Source organism: Bradyrhizobium sp. SZCCHNR1098 (assembly GCF_032489375.1).
Lineage (GTDB): Bacteria > Pseudomonadota > Alphaproteobacteria > Rhizobiales > Xanthobacteraceae > Bradyrhizobium.
Map to the genome: position 1 here is coordinate 1 of NZ_JAUEXY010000005.1, position 18,672 is coordinate 18,672.

An 18,672-nucleotide genomic window follows, 5' to 3' on the forward strand; every position below is an offset into this window, starting at 1 on the left:
GGAGACAACACAGCAGTGATCGAATAGTGTCAGGGATCAGCCCGGTCCAAAATGTCAGGGATCAACCCGGTCGGTCACCGGGGACCCCCACCCCCAACCCCTCCCCGCAAGGGGGAGGGGAGATGAGGTCGCAGCGCCGTCACCGCAGAACGCATGCACGGAGCACGGGGCGAGCGCTGCAATCGACGCTACTTGAGACTACCCCACCAGCGCCTGCACCAGCCCACTCTCCGGATCCGCCAGCTCGTCGATCACGTCGAAATGGTGCCGGTCCGGCGCCTCGACATAGGCAGTGGAGGCCCCGAGCCCGGTCCAGATGTTGGCGAGCAGCTGGGCCTGGCGGCGGAATTCGTTGCGCTCCGCGCCGCCGACCCAGGCGGTGACACGCGCAGCATCGACCGGCACCAGCAGCGCCGGGCTCTCGCGCGGCGCGGTGGCGTCATCGATATGAAGCGTGTCGTTCATCGCGGTCCGCTGCAGCGGGCGCAGATCGTGCAGGCCGGAGAGCGAAACAACGTTGCTGATCCGTGCCTGCCGCTCCGGCGGCAGCGGCGCGCCGCGGCAAATCATGCGGCTGACGAGATGGCCGCCGGCGGAATGCCCGGTCAGCGCCACCGGCCCCGCGACCTCGTCCATCGCCCGCGCGATCGCCTGCGCCACGTCGGCCGAAATATCGGCGATGCCGACCTCGGGACAGAGCCGGTAGGACGGCATCGCCACGGCATGGCCGCGCGCGATGGAGCCTTGCGCGAGATGCGACCAGAAGCTCTTGTCGAGCCGCATCCAGTAGCCGCCATGCACGAACACGACGAGGCCCTTCGGCTTGCCCTCGGGCAGGAACAGATCGAGGCGCTGCCGGTCATGCGCGCCATAGGCGATGTCGAGCCTGGCGCGGCCTTGCCCCGCCATTTCGGTACGATACGCTTCCGCCGGCGCGACCCACAGGCCGGGCCAACGCTCGCCACCGGCGATGTTAGGGCCGTTGGCGTAGGCATTGTCCCAGTCCTTGACGGCATAGAGCATGAAAATCTCCTGTCGAATGATCAGTGCGCGGCCTCACAGCCCGGTGCGCAGGTTCCAGAGCTCGGGGAACAGCACGATCTCCAGCATCTTGCGCAAGTAATTGACGCCGCTGGTGCCACCGGTGCCGGTCTTGAAGCCGATGATGCGCTCCACCGTGGTGACGTGGTTGAAGCGCCAGCGGCGGAAATAGTCCTCGAAGTCGACCAGCTTCTCGGCGAGCTCATACAATTCCCAATGCCGCTGCGGATCGCGGTAGACGCTGGTCCAGGCCGCCGCCACCTCCGGGCTTTCGCTGCGCGTGCCGCGCCAGTCAGTGCGCTGCCCGTCGGCGCCGATGAAGAAGCCGCGCCGCGCCAGCAGCCGCAGCGCTTCGTCGTAGAGGCTCGGCTTCGCCAGGATCGCTTCCAGCTCGGCGGTCAGCTCGGGGTGATGCGCATGCGGGCGCAGCATCGCCAGATTGCGGTTGCCGAGCAGGAATTCGATCGAGCGATACTGGAACGACTGGAAGCCCGAGGACTCGCCGAGCTTGTCGCGGAACAGCGTGTATTCGCTCGGGGTCATCGTGCGCAGCACGTCCCACGCACCGTTGAGCTGCTCGAAGATGCGCGACACCCGCGTCAGCATCTTGAATGCCGGCTGCACGTCATCCCTGGCGATCGCCGCCATCGCGGCCTTGATCTCGTGGATCGCAAGCTTCATCCACAATTCGGAGGTCTGGTGCTGGATGATGAACAGCAGTTCGTCATGGGCCGAGGACAGCGGCGCCTGGGCGTTGAGCAGGCGATCCAGCATCAGATAGTCGCCATAGGACATCCGTCCCTTGAAATTCATCCGCGCACCTTCGGTGGCGGGATCGTAGGGACCGTTGCTCACGTCACGAGTTCCTTCTGGCGATATTCGGGTCTGTCCCACAGTTTATTGTCGAGGACCTCCGCGAGGAGGTCGACCGCGCCGCGCACCTCGGCCTCGCCGAGATAGAGCGGCGTGAAGCCGAAGCGCAGGGCATCCGGCGCGCGGAAGTCGCCGATCACGCCGCGCGCGATGAGCGCCCGCATGATCGCATAGCCGTCGGGATGGCGGAACGACACCTGGCTGCCGCGCCGCGACGGATCGCGCGGCGACGCCAGCGTCAGTGAGGGGCAGCGCGTCTCGACCTCGGCGATGAACAATTCCGACAGCGCGATCGAAGCCGCGCGCACGTCCTGCATTGACACGCCATCCCAGGCGTCGAGCGCGGCATCGAGCGCGGCGAGCGCGATGATCGGCGGCGTGCCGATGCGCATGCGTTCGATGCCGCCGCCGGGACGATAATCAAGATCGAAGGCGAACGGCGCCTCGTGCCCCATCCAACCGGACAACGCCGGCGGCGCGATGTCTGCGTAACGCGGCGCGACATAGATGAAGGCCGGCGCACCGGGCCCGCCATTGAGATATTTGTAGGTGCAGCCGACCGCGAAGTCGGCCTCGGCGCTGGCGAGGTCGACCGGCACCGCGCCGGCGGAATGCGCGAGGTCCCACACCGTGAGCGCGCCAGCCGCGTGCGCCTTCTTCGTCAGCGCGGCCATGTCGTGCATGCGGCCGGTGCGGTAATCCACCTCGGTCAGCATCAGCACGGCGACGCTGTCGTCGATCGCCGCCTCCACCTGCTCGGGCTCGACCACCTTCAAGGTGGCGCGGTCGCCGAGCATGCGGACGAGACCCTGCGCCATGTAGAGATCGGACGGGAAATTGCCGCTGTCGGATAAGATGACCCGGCGGCCCGGATTGAGCGACAGAGCCGCGGCGAGCGCCTGATACACCTTGATCGAGAGCGTATCGCCCATCACGACCGTGCCGGGCGCGGCCCCGATCAGCCGCGCGATGCGATCGCCGACGCGGCGCGGCTGCACCATCCATCCCGCACTATTCCAGCCGCGGATCAACTCCTGCCCCCACTCCGCCTCGATCATGCTGTTGACGCGCGCCGGCACCGCTGACGGCAGCGCGCCGAGCGAGTTGCCGTCGAGATAGATGACACCTTCAGGGATCGTGAAGAGCGCTCGAGTCCTGGAAAAATCGGTCATGCTGCCCCTGTGTGGTTCGCCGCCCTGCATGCATGATTCGCGCCGGGGCGGACCAGATCAAGCCGGCCCCGCCGCGGCCGGCACCGCGCGCGCTGCATGGCTCGGCGTCGCGACGTCGTGAAATGCCCGACACATTGCGGCCGAGTGATCGCCGCCAGCGCGCGATATTGCCCCGCCACGGAAGGCTTGTCACCGGCGCTGCATGGCGCATGATGACATCATCTCATTGCCGATGGAGGACACGACATGCGCATTCTGATGCCGCTCGTCCTGTTGATCTCGCTGCTGACCCAGCCCGTCGCGGCCGACGAGACCAGCGCCGCGCAGAGCGTCATTCGCGCCCAGGAGCAGGCCTTGGCGCGCGACGACGGCGCCGCGGCCTATGCCCAGGCGGCGCCGGAGGTCCAGGCGCTGTTTCCGAGCGTCGAGATCTTCATGGCGATGGTCAAGAGCGGCTACCCGCCGGTCTACCGTCATCGCAGCTTCGAGTTCGGCGCCGCGCAGGTCGAGGACGGCAGCATCGCGCAGCGCGTCCACATCGTCGATGCCGAAGGCGAGGCCTGGGAGGCGCTCTACACGCTGCAGACCCAGCCCGACGGCAGCCTCAAGATCACCGGCTGCTCGCTGTTGAAGACGGGCCAATCGGTCTAGCGCGGTGCGGCTACGTCACGCCGAACCGCTTCTTGAACTGCTCGACATTGATGAGGCCGCGGCCGTGACGGCCATCGCCGATCTTCACCTCGCCATGATAGGCCTCGACCGAGAAGCGGATGACGCGGCGCTCGACCTCGATCACCTCGGCGACGGTGCGGATGGTGGCGCCGACCGGCGACGCCGCGAGATGGCGGACATTGACCTCGGTGCCGACCGTGACCCAGCCCGGCGGCAGCACCGGGTTGATGGCATCGCCCGACGTCATCTCCATCTCCAAGATCATCATCGGCGTCGCATAGACCATCGGCATGTGCGGCACGAAATGCCCGACGGTGCGCTCCGGCGGCACGACGAGCAAACGCTCGGCGCGCATGCCCGGCTTGATGAACTCACGTGCGTCCATGGCTGCTCCAAACTCCGCTGTCGTCCCGGACAAGCGCGCGCCGATCCGGGATCCATACGCCGTGGCGGTCGTGATGGGCAAAGGGCCAATGACCAGCGTGCCTCGAACCGCTCCCTGGGGGTATGGGTCCCGGCGTTCGCCGGGACGACGGCGGTGATCGTCGAGACAGATGTCATAGCCTCGCTTTCGCCAGGACGACGGCCAACTACTTCTTCTGCTCGGCCAGGCGCTCGACGAAGGTCTTGCCGCCCTTCATCTTGTGCGTCAGCGGCGCCTCGTTGATCTGGATCACCACCGCTTCCGGATCGACGCCAAGATGCGTCACCAGGGCCTTGGTGATGTCGCGCATCATGTTGGCCTTCTGCTCGTCGGTGCGGCCGGCGGCCATGCTCACGGTGATCTCGGGCATTCGTTGCTCCCTGTTAGTTATCTCAGCCGCGTCATTGCCGGGCTTGCCCCGGCAATCCATCTCTTGAAATCTGCGGCCATCGTTTGAAGGATGGATACGCGGGTCAAGCCCGCGTATGACGAATCCCCTACCCCCAGCTCACGTCATGGCGCGCGAGCACCTCGCGGACGCCGGCAACGAGCTCGTCCTCCTTGCAGGAGAACTGGGCGGGGCGGCTCTCGCGCCATTCCTGGTTGGAGGCGATCGCGGCGGCCGCCTTGGCGCCCTCGATCAGGTCCTTGATCTGCACCTCGCCGCGCGCCTTCTCGTCACTGCCCTGGATAATGACGCAGGGCGCGTTGCGGCGGTCGGCATATTTGAGCTGGTTGCCCATGTTCTTCGGGTTGCCGAGATAAAGCTCGGCGCGGATGCCGTGATTGCGCAAGGTCGACACCATCTTCTGATAGTCGGCGACGCGGTCGCGGTCGAACACGGTGACGACGACGGGGCCGAAGGCGGGGCGCGTATCGAGCTTGCCGAGCAGGGTCAGCGCGGCCTGCAAACGAGAAACGCCGATCGAGAATCCGGTCGCCGGCACCGGTTCGCCGCGGAAGCGCGAGACGAGACCGTCATAACGGCCACCGCCGCCGACCGAGCCGAAGCGCACGGGACGGCCCTTCTCGTCCTTGGTCTCGAGCAGGAGCTCAACTTCGTAAACAGGGCCGGTGTAGTATTCGAGGCCGCGGACGACGGACGGTTCAACCCGAACGCGGCTATAGCCATAGCCGGCCGTGCTGCACAGCTTGGCGATCTCGGTGAGCTCGTTGATCCCTTCGGCATAGGCCGGCGAGGACATGAACAACGTCTGCTGAGCTACGCTCTCCAAAACCTGAGCGTTGAACTGCAAATCCTGTTCCTCGCTTTGGATTTGCGGCTCCGCGACCTTCATCTCAAAGAAGGCCAGCAAGGAGTCGATCTGGCTTTCAGTCAGACCCGCGCCCTTAGTGAAATCGCCCTTACCGACTTCACCGCCATCCCAGCGGCCCTCGCCGAGCAGCTTCTTTATTTCAGACACCGGAAACTTGTCGGCCTTGTCGATCGCTCTGAGTACGGTGAGCCGACGCCCTACGTGCTCCTCGCCACCAACGCCGATCGCCTCCATCACACCGTCGAGCACCTTCCGGTTATTCACCTTCACCACATACGAGCCACGCGGAATCCCGAGCGCCTCCATCGTGTCGGCCGCCATCATGCACATCTCGGCGTCCGCCGCCGGCGATGCGGAGCCGACCGTGTCGGCGTCGAACTGCATGAACTGGCGGAAGCGGCCCGGGCCGGGCTTCTCGTTGCGGAAGACGTAGCCCGAGCGGTAGCTGCGATAGGGCAGCACCAGGCCATCGGTGCCGTAGCGTTCACCGACGTAGCGCGCCAGCGGCGCGGTCAGGTCGTATCGCAGCGAGATCCACTGCTCGTCATCGTCCTGGAACGAGAACACGCCCTCGTTCGGACGGTCCTGGTCGGGCAGGAATTTGCCGAGCGCATCGGTGTATTCGAATGCCGGCGTCTCCACCGGCTCGAAGCCGTAGCGCTCATAGACGGCGCGGATCTTCTCGACCATCTCGCGCGTGGCGGCTATCGCCGCGGGGCCGCGATCCTCGAGCCCGCGCGGCAGCCGCGCCTTCAGCTTCTGGGGTTTCTTCGGTTTGTCGGACATGGGGACCGGAACGTAGGGTGGGCCAAGCGCAGCGGGCCCACCATGGCTGATAAACGCCGAAGTGGTGGGCACGGTCCGCTACGCGGCCCTTTGCCCACCCTACGGGATGGAATGCGTTGCTTGGTTGGTAGCAGCCGGGGCGCGGTGCGGCAACCCGCGGGCCGGTCAGGTGCTGGCGCGTGGCACCGTTTCCAGCATTTCAGTAAGAGCCAAGCTTGCGCCGCGCATTCAGTGCGCCCCTCCCCCGCTTGCGGGGGAGGGTTGGGGTGGGGGCGCCCCAACGGTGGTCTTTACGGGGCTTCCCCCTCCCCAGCCCTCCCCCGCAAGCGGGGGAGGGAGCAAACCGTCATCGCGGCTAGACTGTGCCCAGAACCTGCAAGCGCTAGGGAGGCATGCCCCTACTTCACGTCCCGAATCCACTGATGCGGATCGGGGCTGCGGCCGTACTGGATGTCGACCAGCCGCTTGCGCAGGCCCATGGCGACCGGGCCGGCCTCGCCGCCGTTGATCAGGACGTCGCCGCTCGCCGAGCACACCTTGCCGATCGGCGAGATCACCGCGGCAGTGCCGCAGGCGAACGCTTCCTTCAGCTTGCCGCTCTTGGCATCCGCCCGCCACTGGTCGATCGCATACGCCTCCTCGCGCACCTCGCGGCCGGCATCGCGCGCCAGCTTGATGATGGAATCGCGGGTGATGCCGGGCAGGATGGTGCCGAGCGGCGGCGTCGACAGCGAGCCGTCGTCGAACACGAAGAACACGTTCATGCCGCCGAGCTCCTCGACGTAGCGGCGCTCGATCGCATCGAGGAACACGACCTGGTCGCAGCCATGCTGGATCGCCTCGGCCTGCGCCTTGAGGCTCGCGGCATAATTGCCGCCGCATTTGACGCCGCCGGTGCCGCCGACCGCGGCGCGGGTGTAGCTCTCCGAGACCCAGATCGAGACCGGCGCAGGGCCGCTCTTGAAATAGGAGCCGACCGGCGAGGCGATGACTGCGAAGATGTATTCCGCCGACGGCTTCACGCCGAGGAACACCTCGTTGGCGATCATGAACGGGCGCAGATAGAGGCTGCCCTCGCCGCCCGGGATCCAGGCGCGATCGATGCGGACGAGCTGCTCGACCGCCTCGATGAAGACCGCCTCGGGCAGTTGCGCCATCGCCATGCGCTCGGCCGAGTTCCAGAACCGCTTCGCGTTGGCATCGGGGCGGAACAGGTTCACGCCGCCGTCGTCACGCTTGTAGGCCTTCAGGCCCTCGAAGATCTCCTGCGCGTAATGCAGGACGGCCGCGGCCGGATCGAGCGGGAAGTTGGCGCGGGATTCGACGCGCGCACTGTGCCAGCCCTTGTCCTGGCTGTACTGGACCACGGCCATGTGATCGGTGAACACCCGGCCGAAGCCCGGGTTGGCGAGCTTGGCAGCACGCTCCTGGTCGGAGGTCGGGTTCGTCGTCGGCTTGATGTCGAATGTCAAAGTCATGTCCTTGCTTCCCCCGCTTGATCGCCGTTCGCGAGTTCTGGCGCCGACCCGTCCGATCGGGCCAGTCGGCTTCTTGAATTCCGGACCTGCCGCGACCGGCTTTTCAGCCGGTCACCGGGCAAGCGTGCCACCACAGGACATGCTTTTGCGCCCGGCGGAAGTCCAGTATGGTTTGCCGAAATGCCGCTCGACATCACACGGTTGTTCAATACGTCGCCCAAGGATGCCCGTCGGGGTTGCCTACGGCCCGTTCGGACACGCCTGGAGACCCATCGCCCGCCGATGAAACGATCTAAAATTTCGCAGCGGACGATTGTTTTGTAACATTGAACCGCAGAAACGTCAATATGGCTGACATAAATTTCTCGTCTCCGACGTTGAGCCCCGAGCTGCGGGCGGCTGAGCCCTCCGCGGCTGCCGGCGGCGAGCCGCTGCGCTGGGACATCATCGAGCTCTTGTTCTTCGCCTACCGCGACTTCGTCGGCGATGCCGACCATGAGCTGGAGGCATTCGGCTTCGGCCGCGCGCATCACCGCGTGATGCATTTCGTCACACGCTATCCCGGCCTGAAGGTCGCCGATCTGCTCGATGTTCTGCGCATCACCAAGCAGTCGCTCGGACGCGTGCTCAAGCAGCTGCTCGACGAAGGCTACATCGTGCAGAAGACCGGCAACAACGATCGGCGCCAGCGCCTTCTTTTCGCCACGCCGAAGGGCGAGGCGCTGGTCGCCAAGCTGGCCGGGCTGCAGACGCGGCGCATCGATCGCGCGCTGGAGCAGATCGGACCGGCCGGCGCCGAGAAGGTCCGGCAGTTCCTGCGCGCGATGATCGATCGCGACGATCCGGACAAGGTGCTGGAAGCCATCTTCAAGACGCCTGTCGCCGCTGCCAAGGAGTGACCGTGACGATCGCCGCCATCGCCCCGCATCATCAGCAGACGCCGGCCGACGACGCGCCGCATCTCTTGCTCGTCGACGACGACCGCCGCATCCGCGACCTGCTGTCGCGCTTCCTGCGCGGCGAAGGCTATCGCGTCACCACGGCGGCGAGCGCAAGCGATGCCCGCGCCAAGCTCACCGGGCTGCATTTCGATCTCCTGATCCTCGACGTGATGATGCCCGGCGAAAGCGGCTTCGACCTCGCCCGCTTCATCCGCACGCAATCCTCGGTGCCGATCGTGATGCTGACCGCACGGGCCGAGCCGGAGAGCCGCATCGAGGGACTGCAGCTCGGCGCCGACGACTACGTCGCAAAACCTTTTGAACCGCGAGAGCTCGCGCTGCGCATCGGCAACATCCTCAAGCGCGCCGCGCCGCCGCCGGCCGAGGAGGTCGTCGAGCAGATCGCGTTCGGGCCGTTCGTCTATCATCTGGCGCGCGGCGAGCTGAAGCAGGGCGAGGAGATCGTCCACCTCACCGACCGCGAGCGCGAGATGCTGCGCATCCTCGCCAATGCCCGCGGCGAGACCGTGCCGCGCGGCGCGCTCACCGGCAACGGCACCGTCAACGAGCGCGCCGTCGACGTCCAGATCAACCGCCTGCGCCGCAAGCTCGAGAGCGATCCGGCCAATCCGCTGTTCCTGCAGGCCGTGCGCGGCATCGGCTATCGGCTGATGACGTCGGGTTGAGATGAGCGGTTGATATGCCCGGCCATTCCGACCACGTTGCCTTGAAAGCATCTGAGCTAGCTTCCTCACCGCAAGACCTGAAACGACCTGGCATCTCCGCGTCATTGCGAGCGAAGCGAAGCAATCCAGAGTCCCGCGACGATTCTGGATTGCTTCGTCGCGGAGCCTGCCCTCGGGCTCGCCGCGGGCGAGACCCGGGGACTCCTCGCAACGACGGAAACGGCGCGCGTTAGGATTATCATGAGCACGCTCGACACCGGCCTCACCCTGATCCGCACCGCGTCGCGGCGGGTGTCGCGCGCCAACAGCGTGGTGGGCAACGCGTTCAAGGGCTGGATGCCGACCGGCCTCTATGCCCGCGCGCTGCTGATCATGATCGTGCCGATGGTGATCCTGCAGACGGTGGTCGCGGGCGTGTTCATGGAGCGGCACTGGAACACGGTGACGCGACGCCTCTCCGCCGCAGTTGTGCAGGACGTCGCCGCGCTGATCGACATCTACAAGGGCTATCCGCAGGACAAGGACCGCACCATGCTGCGCCGGATCGCGCAGCAGCGGCTCAACCTCGTGGTCGACTTCCTCCCCGCCGGCGACATGCCGCCGCCGGGCCCGAAGCCGTTCTTCAACCTGCTCGACCAGTCGCTGTCGAGCCAGATCGGCCGCCAGATCAGCCGTCCGTTCTGGATCGACACCGTCGGCCGCTCCAATCTGGTCGAGATCCGCATCGCGCTCGATGACGCCGTGATGCGCGTGTTCGCGCAGCGTGGCGCGGCCTACGCGTCGAACACCGATATCTTCCTGTTCTGGATGGTCGGCACCTCCTCGATCCTGCTGATCGTCTCGGTGCTGTTCCTGCGCAACCAGATCAAGCCGATCCTGCGCCTCGCAGATGCCGCCGAGAGCTTCGGCAAGGGCCGCGAGGTGCCGAACTTCCGGCCGCGCGGCGCGCGCGAGGTGCGGCGCGCGGCACACGCCTTCCTGGAGATGAAGGCGCGCATCGAGCGCACGCTGGAGCAGCGCACCGCGATGCTGGCGGGTGTCAGCCACGACCTGCGCACCATCCTGACGCGCTTCAAGCTGGAGCTGGCGCTGCTCGGCGACAGTCCCGAGATCGACGCCATGCGCAAGGACGTCGACGAGATGTCGCACATGCTGGAGGATTATCTGGCGTTCGCACGCGGCGACAATGGCGAGATCGCGCAGCCGACCGACATCTCCAACGCGCTCGAGGAGCTGCGCGGCGACGCCGAGCGCAACGGCCATTCCGCCACGGTCTCGTTCCACGGCCTGCCTGTGGTCACCGTGAAGCCGCAGGCGCTGAAGCGCTGCCTCGGCAATCTCGTCTCCAACGCCGCCCGCCATGCCGATGCGATCGCCATCACCGGCCATCGCGACCACCGCTACCTCACCATCACCGTCGACGATGACGGCCCGGGCATCCCGGCCGACATGCGCGAGGAGGTGTTCAAGCCGTTCCTGCGCCTCGACGACGCGCGCAACCAGGACGAGGGCGGCACCGGCCTCGGCCTCGCCATCGCCCGCGACATCGCCCGCTCCCATGGCGGCGACATCACCCTCGGCGACAGCCCGATGGGCGGACTGCGCGCGAGCGTGCGCATTCCGGTGTAGCGCGCCGCATAGCTCATTCCTGCGCGACCACGGCGTCGAGCCACGCGCAGTTCAGTGCCGGAACGCGAGGATCCGGCACGCGAACGCCGCGTGCAGCCGCGGACAGCCGCATATCGCGCAGGCGCTTGCGCTGCTCATCCGGCAGGTACAATCGCTCGTGCCCCCACAATGACGGACCGTCAAAGGTCTCATGCGGCTGCCAGGTCGCGGGATCGATCACCCGGCCGCCCCAGCCATATTCGATGAAGAAGCCGGAGGGCGTGTTGACATAGAATGAGGTCATGTGGTCGTTGGTGTGACGGCCCAGCGTGTAGGCCACGCGCCCGTCGTCGAGCTGTGCCAGGTCGTAGCCCTGGCCGACGTCGTCGAGACTACCTAGTTCCACCATGAAGTGATGCAGTGTGCGGCGACCGGAGCCGACCATCGCGAAGCTGTGGTGGCGGCCGTTGACGTGGAAGAAATAGAGCTTGTACGGCGTCAGGCCGAAGTCGGACACCTTGAAGCCGAGCAGGTCGCGATAGAACCGCAGCAGCGGCTCGACGTCCTCGACGTTGAGCACGACGTGTCCCATGCCGAGCGGCCCGGTGCGAAAGCCGGAGATCGGACGTCCCGGCCTGAAGGGATCCGAGGCGACAGCTGCACCCCAGAACACCTCGATCGTGTTGCCGGCGGGATCCTGAAAGCAGATCAGCTCGGTGACATGACGCTCGTCGGCCAGTGCCTGCGAACCGCGGGCCACCTTCACGCCGTTGTCGTCGAGACGGCTCGCGAGGCGCGCGAGCGCAGCGGCGTCGCCGACCTCCCAGCCCATGACGGCGAGCCCGCCATCGCCGCTGCCATCGACGATCAGCCGCTGCTTGCGATCATCCATCCGATAGGCCTGCACGCTGGCCGCGCGATCCACGCGCTGCATCCCGAGGAGCTCGGTCGCCATGCGTCCCCACTGCTCCGCTTGGGACGACTTGATGCCGATGTAACCGAGCGCCGTTATTTCCATCTTGTTTTCTCCCGAAAGGTGCGGGCGGAATTTCGTATCAGCTCCGCGCGGTCCTGCAGTAGACTGCCGCCCCTGCATCCGGCTCGCGTTCTCAAGACGGTATCGGCGGACGGAAACGAAGAACAGGGAGGATTTTCCAAGTGTCCAAGCAACGGACGCGATCTCCGCAAGCCCGTCCTGCGGAGGGTGTCCGCGCCTTCAAGCGGGGGCTCGACGTGCTGCGCGCGGTCAATCGGTCCGGGGGCATTCGCGCCGGCGACGTGGCGCGCCAGCTCGATCTGCCGCGGCCCACGGTCTATCGGTTGCTCGAAACACTCGAGGAACTCGGCTATGTCGCGCGCAGCGCCAGCGACGACCGCTTCCGGGTGACGCGCCACGCATTGAGCCTCGGCGACGGCTATGATCCCGGCATCTTCATCTGCCAGGTCGCCGCGCCCTATCTCGCCGAGCTCAGCCGCAGCCTGATCTGGCCGGTCGATCTGTCGACTTATGAGAACGGCGCGATGGTCATCCAGGAGACTACGCATGCGCGCAGCCCGCTCTCGATCGATCGCAGCATGATCGGCAAGCGCCTGCCGATGCTGCAGACCTCGGCCGGCCGGGCCTATCTGGCCGCTTGCCCGCCCGCAGAGCGGGACATCATCATCAACCACCTGCGACGCATCGAGAATGCGGAGGACGTTTCCTTCCTGGCGCCCGAGCGGCTGCAGCGCATGATGACGGAAACGTCTCAGCGCGGCTATGCGATCCGCAACGAGGGCGAATTCAATCCGAAGACGTCGTCGATCGCGGTGCCGATCGTGCGGGGCGACGTCGTGTTCGGCTGCATTTCGATCATCTGGATCCGCTCCGCCATGACCCTCGAGGAGGCTGTCGCTCAGTACGCGGGCCCATTGCGCGACGCCGCGGCCGCGATCCCCGTCCAGGCCTGAGCGTCCGCTGCGCGGACAGTTTGCGACCGCGCCTTGAAGGTGCGAGGCGGTTGCGGAACAGATGCAGCCATGAGCAACATGGCTGCACATTCCGGAAGCTTCGACGTCGTCATCGTCGGTCGCGGGCCCGTCGGCTCGACGCTCGCCAACCTGCTCGGCCTGTGCGGCATCCGCACCCTGATCCTGGAGCGCGAAGCCAAGGCTTATCATTTGCCGCGCGCGGTGCATTTCGACGACGAATGCATGCGCGTGTTCCAGACTATCGGCCTTGCCGACGCCATCCTGCCCCACCTTACATTGAGTCCCGGCATGCGCTTCGTCGATGCCGAGGGACGGCTGCTGCTCGACTGGCCGCGCACCCGCGAGCCGACCTCGATGGGCTGGAATCTGAGCTACCGATTCCACCAGCCCGATCTCGAAAACGTGCTCAACAAGGGACTCGCGCGCTGGCCTCATGTCGAGCTGCGCACGCGCTGTGACGTCTTCGCGCTCGAGCAGGACCACAACGGTGCGCGCGTTCGCTATGAAGACCTCGGTACCGGCCGGCTCGTCGACATCTCCTGCGCCTATGTCATCGGCTGCGACGGTGCACGTTCGCTGGTGCGCCGCTTCATCGGCTCGGCGCTGGACGATCTCGGCTTTCACGAGCGCTGGCTCGTCTGCGACGTGCTGCTGAGGCAGGAGCGGCCCGATCTCGGCGACTTCAGCGTCCAGCACTGCAACCCGCAGCGTCCCGCAACCTATATTCGCGGCACCGGCAACCGGCGCCGGTGGGAGATCACGGTTCGTCCTGACGAGGACGCGGTCGAGATCACCCAACCGGCTCGCGTGTGGGAGCTGCTCTCACCCTGGCTCCGGCCAGCAGAGGCCGAGATCGAACGCGCCGCCGTCTACACATTCCACTCCGCGGTCGCCAAGCAATGGCGTGCCGGACGGCTCTTGCTCGCAGGTGATTCCGCGCACCAGACCCCGCCTTTCCTCGGTCAGGGCATGTGTGCCGGCATTCGCGACGCGGCCAACCTCGCATGGAAGCTGGCCCATGTGATTGCCCGCAAGGCAAGGCCTGATCTCCTCGACACCTATCAGAGCGAGCGCGCGCCCCACGTGCGCGAATTCATCGAGCTCGCGATCCGGCTGGGCGGACTCATCAACACCAGGGCGGTCGAGGCGGCGCTCGCGACCGGCACGGCACAGGGCGACGGCCAGCTCAAGCTCGACGTGCAGAAGCCAGTGCTCGGCCCGGGCCTCGCCGGCGGCGATCGAAGCATGACGGGAAAGCTGGCGCCGCAATTCCGCACCCGCGATCTCGGCCGCAGCGACGACCGCGTCGGCTATCGCTTCGCGCTGCTGTGCCGGTCTGGACTCGGTGCCGCGGTGATCGAGCAGCATCATGCCGGCTTGGCGGCGGCTGACGTCGCCATCATTTCCGGCGAGGAGGCTAGCGGCCTCGACGGTTGGCTCGATGAGCACGGCTTCGCCGCCGTGCTGATGCGCCCGGACCGCTACATCCTGGGTGCCGTGCAGAGGAGTGAGGATCTCGCCGCGCTGTTGTCCGGCCTCGCCGTCCTCGCGCCGCGGCCGAGCGCCGCCTGATCGTTTCCGTTTTGCTGAGAGGGTTCACGTATGAAGCTGGTTTCCTTTGTGATCGACGGGCGTCCCGGATACGGCGCGGTGAAGGGAGACGGTGTCGTCGACCTCGGCCGGCGGCTGCCGGCGAAGAGCCTGCGCGCGCTGATCGAGGCGGATGCGCTCGGTCAAGTCGCCGCGCTGCTCACCTCCGAACAGCCCGACTATCCGCTCGATGCGATCACCTTCGCGCCCGTCATCCCCGATCCCGGCAAGATCATCTGCGTTGGCCTGAACTATCGCGACCACGTCGCCGAGACCGGGCGGGCCGTCACCGAGAAACCTGCGCTGTTTGCGCGCTTTCCCACCAGCCAAGTCGGCCATCTGCAGCCGGTCATTCGCCCTGGTGTCTCCGAACATTTCGACTACGAGGGCGAGCTTGCGCTCGTGATCGGGAAAGCCGGCCGGCACATCCGGCGCCAGGACGCGCTCGCGCACATCGCCGGCTATTCCTGCTACAATGAAGGCAGCATCCGCGACTGGCAGCGCCATACATCGCAATTCCTGTCGGGCAAGACCTTCGACCGGTCTGGCGCGTTCGGCCCCTGGCTGGTCACGGCTGATGAAATTCCCGACCCGTCGAAACTGACGCTGCAGACCCGCCTCAATGGCGAGACCGTGCAGCGGACCACCACGGATCTCCTCATCACCGATGTCCCCGATCTGATCGTCTATTGCTCGACGATCATGACCTTGCTGCCGGGGGACGTGATCGTCACCGGCACGCCGGGAGGCGTCGGCTTCAAGCGCACCCCGCCTCTGTTCATGAAGCCCGGCGATACGGTCGAGGTCGACATCTCGGGCATCGGCGTGCTGCGCAATCCCGTGGCTGCCGAACCGGCAGCCTGACGTCTCCGCCTCGCGGAGAACCGCGAGGCGCACCAATCAAACACGACAAAAAACCAAATCTTCAAATCCGGGGAGGATCATCATGTCGCGCTGTCTCAGATCCAGCATCGCTGGGCTGCTGCTGCTTGCAGGCTCATCCGCGCAGGCCGAAATCAAGGGGAGTGCCATCCGTATCGGTGTGCTCACCGACATGACCGGCATCTTCGCGACCGCGATGGGGCCCGGCTCCGTGGAAGCGGCCCGGATAGCCGCTGAGGAATTTGGCGGCAAGATCAGCGGCAGGTCGATCGAAATCCTTCAGGCCGACCATCAGAACAAGCCGGATATCGCGGTCGCGATCGCCCGGCGCTGGTTCGAGCAGGACGGTGTGCAGGCGATCGCCGACGGCGGCAGCTCCGGCGCGGCCCTTGGCGTCCAGGAGCTGGTGCGTAGCAACGGCAAGATCTTTCTCATCTCGGGGGCCGGCGCCAACCAGCTGACCGACGAAGCTTGCGCCCCGACCTCGGTGCAATGGACGCACGACGCCTATTCGACCGCGACCGCAGTCGTCTCGGGCATCATGCAGACCAGCAAGGAGCCGTGGTTCTTCATCACCGGCGACTACGCGTTCGGCCATTCGGTCGAGGCGACCGCGCGCGCCCGCATCGCCGAGCTCGGCGGCAAGGTCGCCGGCAGCGTCAAGGCGCAGCTCGGCACGCCGGACTACGGGTCCTTCCTGCTGCAGGCCCAGGCCTCCGGCGCCAAGATCCTGGCGCTCAACGTTGCCGGCGACAATGCCACAGCCATCAAGCAGGCCGAGGAGTTCGGGCTTGCGGCCCAGGGCATGAAGATCGTGCCGATGTCGTTCCAGAACGTGGACATTGAAGCCATCGGCCTCAAGGCGACGCAGGGCGATCTCATCGTCACCAGCTTCTTCGAGGATGCCTCCCCCGCCGCGCGCCGCTTCTCCGACGCGTTCTACGCGCGCCGGAAGGCGATGCCGTCACAGATACAGGCCGGGGTCTATTCGGCCGTGCGGCACTATCTGCAGGCGGTGAAGGATGCCGACAGCGACGACGGCGCAAGCGTGATGGCGAGGATGAAGGCGACGCCGGTCTCGGACGCCTATGCGGACCACGGCCAGATCCGCGACGACCAGCGCATGGTGCACGACCTGTATCTGGTCCAGGTCAAGACTCCCGCCGAATCGAAGGGCCCCTGGGACTTCGTCAAGCTGGTGACGAAGATCGCCCCCGATCAGGCATTTCGCCCGCTCGACCGCAGCAAGTGCAGCCTGGTCGGTAAGTGAGCACATGAGCGACCAAGCATGATTCCGGACGATCAGCGCGCCGTCATCATCACCGCCGCGGGCGGCCCGGAGGTCCTGTCGGAGCGACAGGACTGGCCGGTCCCGCGCCTCGGACCAGACGATGTGCTGATCGAGGTCGCAGCCGCCGGCATCAACCGTCATGACTGCAACCAGCGCACTGCCGGGCCGTCGCGGGAGCCCAATCCCATACCGGGATTGGAAGCCTCGGGGCGCATCGTGGCCTGCGGCGCCAACGTTTCCCCGGAGCGGCTGGGTAAAGCGGTGATCGCACTGACCGACGGCGGCTCATACGCGCAATACGTCGCCACCGATCAGCATCTTGCACTGGACTTGCCGAGCGGCCTCGACTTGATCCAAGGCGCCGCCCTGCCCGAGGCGCTGTTCACGACCTGGTTCAATTTCTTCGAGCTGATGCGCATGGCGCCCGGCGAGACCGCCTTGATTCATGGCGGCAGCAGCGGCGTCGGCACGATCGCGATCCAGCTCCTGCGCGCGCTGGGTCATCCCGTCATTGCCACCGCCGGCACCGCAGAGAAGCGCGCCGCGGCGCTCAGGCTCGGCTGCAGCGCCGTGTTCGACTACGCCGATCCCGATCTCGCAGAGCAGATCCGCGCGGCGACGGGGACGCGCGGTGTCGACTGCATCCTCGACACCTCCGCAGGCGCTCACATCGCGCAGGACCTTGCGGCGCTCGCAACGGGCGGACGGATCGCCCTGCTCTCAGCCGGACATGGGAACGAGTTGGCGGTGCCGCTGCGCGGCCTGATGGCGCGCCGGGCCAGCATCACCGGCGCATTCCTGCGGTCGACGGCACTGGACCTCAAACGACGCATCGCGGCCGACCTGCGGCAACGCGTCGGGCCCCTTCTCGGGACGGCCATTCGGCCGCACATCGACAGCATCTATCGCTTGTCCGAGGCGGCCGATGCGCACACCCGCATGGAGACGAGCCGACATATCGGGAAGATCGTGCTTTGCGTCCGCGAATGAGCGACGATCCATGTCTCTGCGCTCGTGCCGCCAAACGCAACGGCCGCCCGCCTACTGCTTGGCACCCGGAATGAGGTTCTTCAGCTTGTTCATGTCCTTGATGTTCATCTTCATGCCACCGGGCATGACGATGTCGCCGGGCTTCTGGTCGGGCTTGCAGGCGCCGAGCCACTTCGCCTCGATGGTCATCGCGGTCTCCTTGGCGGCGCCGGCGGCACCGCCCTGGATGCGCGAGGTGGTCTTCACCGTGTAGGCTGAGTTGAAGTCACCGGTGATGTCGGCATGCGAGGTCGTGTTCATGCCGCCGAAGCTGCAGACGGCATCACTGACATAGCCGGTTGCGGTCTTCTGGATGTCCTGCTTGGAGCAGACCTGCTGCGCCATCGGCGAGGCCATGTTGTTCATGTCCCTGTCGGTGGTCTCGTCGGTGCAGTGCTGCATGGTCATCTCCGGCAGCTGGCCGCCGGACCTGACCATCTTCAATTCCCACAGGCCCGCCTTGCGCACCGGCAGGTCCACGGCACGGGCCTCGTGACTCGCGGTCACGCTGAGGAGACAGCAGGCCAGAAGGCCGATGGCAGTGCGTGTGCAGGTCATGTGTTCCGTTCCGGCTCGTTGCGCGATGTCGGAGCGAATGCCGCCAAAAGATGGCAATTAGGAGAACGTTAGTACAGCGTCCGCAGCGGCCGTTGCGCCGAGCCATAGGGCACCCAGCGGCAGGCGAACGAGACGTAGCCGCCATAGCGCGCATCGACGGCGCGGAACTTCGCGACCTTGCCGTAGGAGGCGCAATGATCGACCGCGAGCTGGCGCGCATCCGTGCTCTGGGCCAGCTGATAGGAGATGATGCCGCCGGTGTCGTTGCCCTTGAAGGGCGGCACCACGTCGGCCAGAGCCGGCGCGGCGGCCAGCAGCATCCCGACGGCCGCGAGGCCTGCAGTCTTCACGAGTCCGGCCTTCAGCGTCCGCATTGCATTCTCCTTGAGCTGG

At 66.3% G+C, this 18,672-nt stretch carries 19 protein-coding genes; 9 read left to right on the forward strand and 10 right to left on the reverse strand.

The window, feature by feature from the left end:
* Positions 1 to 198 precede the first annotated feature (198 nt).
* From QX135_RS12640 to kynU, 3 genes are read right to left on the reverse strand one after another with little or no spacing between them, the layout of a single operon-like run.
* Entirely contained in the window at positions 199 to 1,023 is an 825-nt protein-coding gene (locus tag QX135_RS12640; protein ID WP_315796130.1) for an alpha/beta hydrolase, read from the reverse strand.
* Between the two features lie 33 nt (positions 1,024 to 1,056).
* The gene (kynA, locus tag QX135_RS12645; protein WP_316181721.1) at positions 1,057 to 1,896 is read right to left on the reverse strand and encodes a tryptophan 2,3-dioxygenase; all 840 of its coding nucleotides are present in this window, start codon (positions 1,894 to 1,896) and stop codon (positions 1,057 to 1,059) included.
* Positions 1,893 to 3,086, reverse strand: coding sequence for a kynureninase (gene kynU / locus QX135_RS12650; protein WP_316181722.1), 1,194 nt, complete (start codon positions 3,084 to 3,086; stop codon positions 1,893 to 1,895). The genes kynA and kynU overlap by 4 nt, the downstream gene beginning before the upstream one ends.
* Before the next feature lie 246 nt (positions 3,087 to 3,332).
* On the opposite strand from kynU, the gene QX135_RS12655 reads away from it, so the two are divergent.
* Entirely contained in the window at positions 3,333 to 3,737 is a 405-nt protein-coding gene (locus tag QX135_RS12655) for a DUF4864 domain-containing protein (protein WP_316181724.1), read from the forward strand.
* 10 nt (positions 3,738 to 3,747) lie between these two features.
* On the opposite strand, the gene QX135_RS12660 is transcribed toward QX135_RS12655, so the two are convergent.
* The 4 genes from QX135_RS12660 to QX135_RS12675 all read right to left on the reverse strand — a co-directional run bounded on the left by QX135_RS12660 (position 3,748) and on the right by QX135_RS12675 (position 7,723).
* Entirely contained in the window at positions 3,748 to 4,143 is a 396-nt protein-coding gene (locus QX135_RS12660; RefSeq protein WP_315736623.1) for a thioesterase family protein, read from the reverse strand.
* Between the two features lie 205 nt (positions 4,144 to 4,348).
* Positions 4,349 to 4,612, reverse strand: coding sequence for a tautomerase family protein (locus QX135_RS12665; RefSeq protein ID WP_315736622.1), 264 nt, complete (start codon positions 4,610 to 4,612; stop codon positions 4,349 to 4,351).
* Between the two features lie 67 nt (positions 4,613 to 4,679).
* Positions 4,680 to 6,245, reverse strand: a complete 1,566-nt coding sequence (gene hisS / locus QX135_RS12670) for a histidine--tRNA ligase (protein ID WP_316181727.1) — start codon at positions 6,243 to 6,245, stop codon at positions 4,680 to 4,682.
* 398 nt (positions 6,246 to 6,643) lie between these two features.
* Complete coding sequence (locus tag QX135_RS12675) at positions 6,644 to 7,723, reverse strand: branched-chain amino acid aminotransferase (protein ID WP_316181729.1); 1,080 nt, start codon at positions 7,721 to 7,723, stop codon at positions 6,644 to 6,646.
* Between the two features lie 347 nt (positions 7,724 to 8,070).
* Between QX135_RS12675 and QX135_RS12680 the strand changes: the two genes are divergently transcribed.
* The 3 genes from QX135_RS12680 to QX135_RS12690 all read left to right on the forward strand — a co-directional run bounded on the left by QX135_RS12680 (position 8,071) and on the right by QX135_RS12690 (position 10,979).
* Positions 8,071 to 8,622, forward strand: a complete 552-nt coding sequence (locus QX135_RS12680; RefSeq protein ID WP_315778001.1) for a MarR family winged helix-turn-helix transcriptional regulator — start codon at positions 8,071 to 8,073, stop codon at positions 8,620 to 8,622.
* Entirely contained in the window at positions 8,619 to 9,350 is a 732-nt protein-coding gene (locus QX135_RS12685) for a response regulator transcription factor (RefSeq protein WP_315736618.1), read from the forward strand. The genes QX135_RS12680 and QX135_RS12685 overlap by 4 nt, the downstream gene beginning before the upstream one ends.
* Positions 9,351 to 9,590: 240 nt before the next feature.
* Positions 9,591 to 10,979 (forward strand): ATP-binding protein, encoded by a 1,389-nt coding sequence (locus tag QX135_RS12690; protein ID WP_316181731.1) that lies wholly within the window; start codon positions 9,591 to 9,593, stop codon positions 10,977 to 10,979.
* Between the two features lie 13 nt (positions 10,980 to 10,992).
* Here the strand turns inward: QX135_RS12690 and QX135_RS12695 are convergent, their stop codons facing one another.
* Positions 10,993 to 11,976 carry a VOC family protein gene (locus tag QX135_RS12695; protein WP_315736616.1) on the reverse strand — a complete coding sequence of 328 codons (984 nt, stop codon included), beginning with the start codon at positions 11,974 to 11,976 and terminating at the stop codon, positions 10,993 to 10,995.
* 140 nt (positions 11,977 to 12,116) lie between these two features.
* On the opposite strand from QX135_RS12695, the gene QX135_RS12700 reads away from it, so the two are divergent.
* The 5 genes from QX135_RS12700 (at position 12,117) to QX135_RS12720 (ending at position 17,682) form a co-directional block, all read left to right on the forward strand.
* The gene (locus QX135_RS12700) at positions 12,117 to 12,908 is read left to right on the forward strand and encodes a DNA-binding transcriptional regulator (protein ID WP_316181733.1); all 792 of its coding nucleotides are present in this window, start codon (positions 12,117 to 12,119) and stop codon (positions 12,906 to 12,908) included.
* A 69-nt stretch (positions 12,909 to 12,977) separates the two neighbouring features.
* Positions 12,978 to 14,501, forward strand: coding sequence for a bifunctional 3-(3-hydroxy-phenyl)propionate/3-hydroxycinnamic acid hydroxylase (locus QX135_RS12705; RefSeq protein ID WP_316181735.1), 1,524 nt, complete (start codon positions 12,978 to 12,980; stop codon positions 14,499 to 14,501).
* A gap of 30 nt (positions 14,502 to 14,531) precedes the next feature.
* A complete protein-coding gene (locus QX135_RS12710; RefSeq protein ID WP_316181737.1) occupies positions 14,532 to 15,383 on the forward strand; it encodes a fumarylacetoacetate hydrolase family protein in 852 nt (283 codons plus the stop codon).
* An 82-nt stretch (positions 15,384 to 15,465) separates the two neighbouring features.
* The gene (locus tag QX135_RS12715; protein WP_316181739.1) at positions 15,466 to 16,671 is read left to right on the forward strand and encodes an ABC transporter substrate-binding protein; all 1,206 of its coding nucleotides are present in this window, start codon (positions 15,466 to 15,468) and stop codon (positions 16,669 to 16,671) included.
* Positions 16,672 to 16,689: 18 nt separating this feature from the next.
* Positions 16,690 to 17,682, forward strand: coding sequence for an NAD(P)H-quinone oxidoreductase (locus QX135_RS12720; RefSeq protein WP_316181741.1), 993 nt, complete (start codon positions 16,690 to 16,692; stop codon positions 17,680 to 17,682).
* Between the two features lie 51 nt (positions 17,683 to 17,733).
* Here the strand turns inward: QX135_RS12720 and QX135_RS12725 are convergent, their stop codons facing one another.
* Together QX135_RS12725 and QX135_RS12730 are read right to left on the reverse strand one after the other, a co-directional pair.
* Positions 17,734 to 18,279: a DUF3617 domain-containing protein gene (locus QX135_RS12725; RefSeq protein ID WP_315736610.1), complete on the reverse strand. Its 546-nt coding sequence runs from the start codon at positions 18,277 to 18,279 to the stop codon at positions 17,734 to 17,736.
* Positions 18,280 to 18,347: 68 nt separating this feature from the next.
* A complete protein-coding gene (locus tag QX135_RS12730; protein WP_315779374.1) occupies positions 18,348 to 18,653 on the reverse strand; it encodes a hypothetical protein in 306 nt (101 codons plus the stop codon).
* Positions 18,654 to 18,672: the final 19 nt, after the last annotated feature.

What these genes read in the sequence shown, in the direction of transcription:
- QX135_RS12675 (WP_316181729.1), bottom strand. Translation starts at nt 7,723, where the DNA reads ATGACTTTGACATTCGACATCAAGCCGACGACGAACCCGACCTCCGAC.
- QX135_RS12725 (WP_315736610.1), bottom strand. Translation starts at nt 18,279, where the DNA reads ATGACCTGCACACGCACTGCCATCGGCCTTCTGGCCTGCTGTCTCCTC.
- QX135_RS12715 (WP_316181739.1), top strand. Translation starts at nt 15,466, where the DNA reads ATGTCGCGCTGTCTCAGATCCAGCATCGCTGGGCTGCTGCTGCTTGCA.
- QX135_RS12710 (WP_316181737.1), top strand. Translation starts at nt 14,532, where the DNA reads ATGAAGCTGGTTTCCTTTGTGATCGACGGGCGTCCCGGATACGGCGCG.
- QX135_RS12680 (WP_315778001.1), top strand. Translation starts at nt 8,071, where the DNA reads ATGGCTGACATAAATTTCTCGTCTCCGACGTTGAGCCCCGAGCTGCGG.
- QX135_RS12665 (WP_315736622.1), bottom strand. Translation starts at nt 4,612, where the DNA reads ATGGATTGCCGGGGCAAGCCCGGCAATGACGCGGCTGAGATAACTAAC.
- QX135_RS12730 (WP_315779374.1), bottom strand. Translation starts at nt 18,653, where the DNA reads ATGCGGACGCTGAAGGCCGGACTCGTGAAGACTGCAGGCCTCGCGGCC.
- kynU (WP_316181722.1), bottom strand. Translation starts at nt 3,086, where the DNA reads ATGACCGATTTTTCCAGGACTCGAGCGCTCTTCACGATCCCTGAAGGT.
- hisS (WP_316181727.1), bottom strand. Translation starts at nt 6,245, where the DNA reads ATGTCCGACAAACCGAAGAAACCCCAGAAGCTGAAGGCGCGGCTGCCG.
- QX135_RS12720 (WP_316181741.1), top strand. Translation starts at nt 16,690, where the DNA reads ATGATTCCGGACGATCAGCGCGCCGTCATCATCACCGCCGCGGGCGGC.
- QX135_RS12655 (WP_316181724.1), top strand. Translation starts at nt 3,333, where the DNA reads ATGCGCATTCTGATGCCGCTCGTCCTGTTGATCTCGCTGCTGACCCAG.
- QX135_RS12690 (WP_316181731.1), top strand. Translation starts at nt 9,591, where the DNA reads ATGAGCACGCTCGACACCGGCCTCACCCTGATCCGCACCGCGTCGCGG.
- QX135_RS12660 (WP_315736623.1), bottom strand. Translation starts at nt 4,143, where the DNA reads ATGGACGCACGTGAGTTCATCAAGCCGGGCATGCGCGCCGAGCGTTTG.
- QX135_RS12695 (WP_315736616.1), bottom strand. Translation starts at nt 11,976, where the DNA reads ATGGAAATAACGGCGCTCGGTTACATCGGCATCAAGTCGTCCCAAGCG.
- QX135_RS12640 (WP_315796130.1), bottom strand. Translation starts at nt 1,023, where the DNA reads ATGCTCTATGCCGTCAAGGACTGGGACAATGCCTACGCCAACGGCCCT.
- QX135_RS12705 (WP_316181735.1), top strand. Translation starts at nt 12,978, where the DNA reads ATGAGCAACATGGCTGCACATTCCGGAAGCTTCGACGTCGTCATCGTC.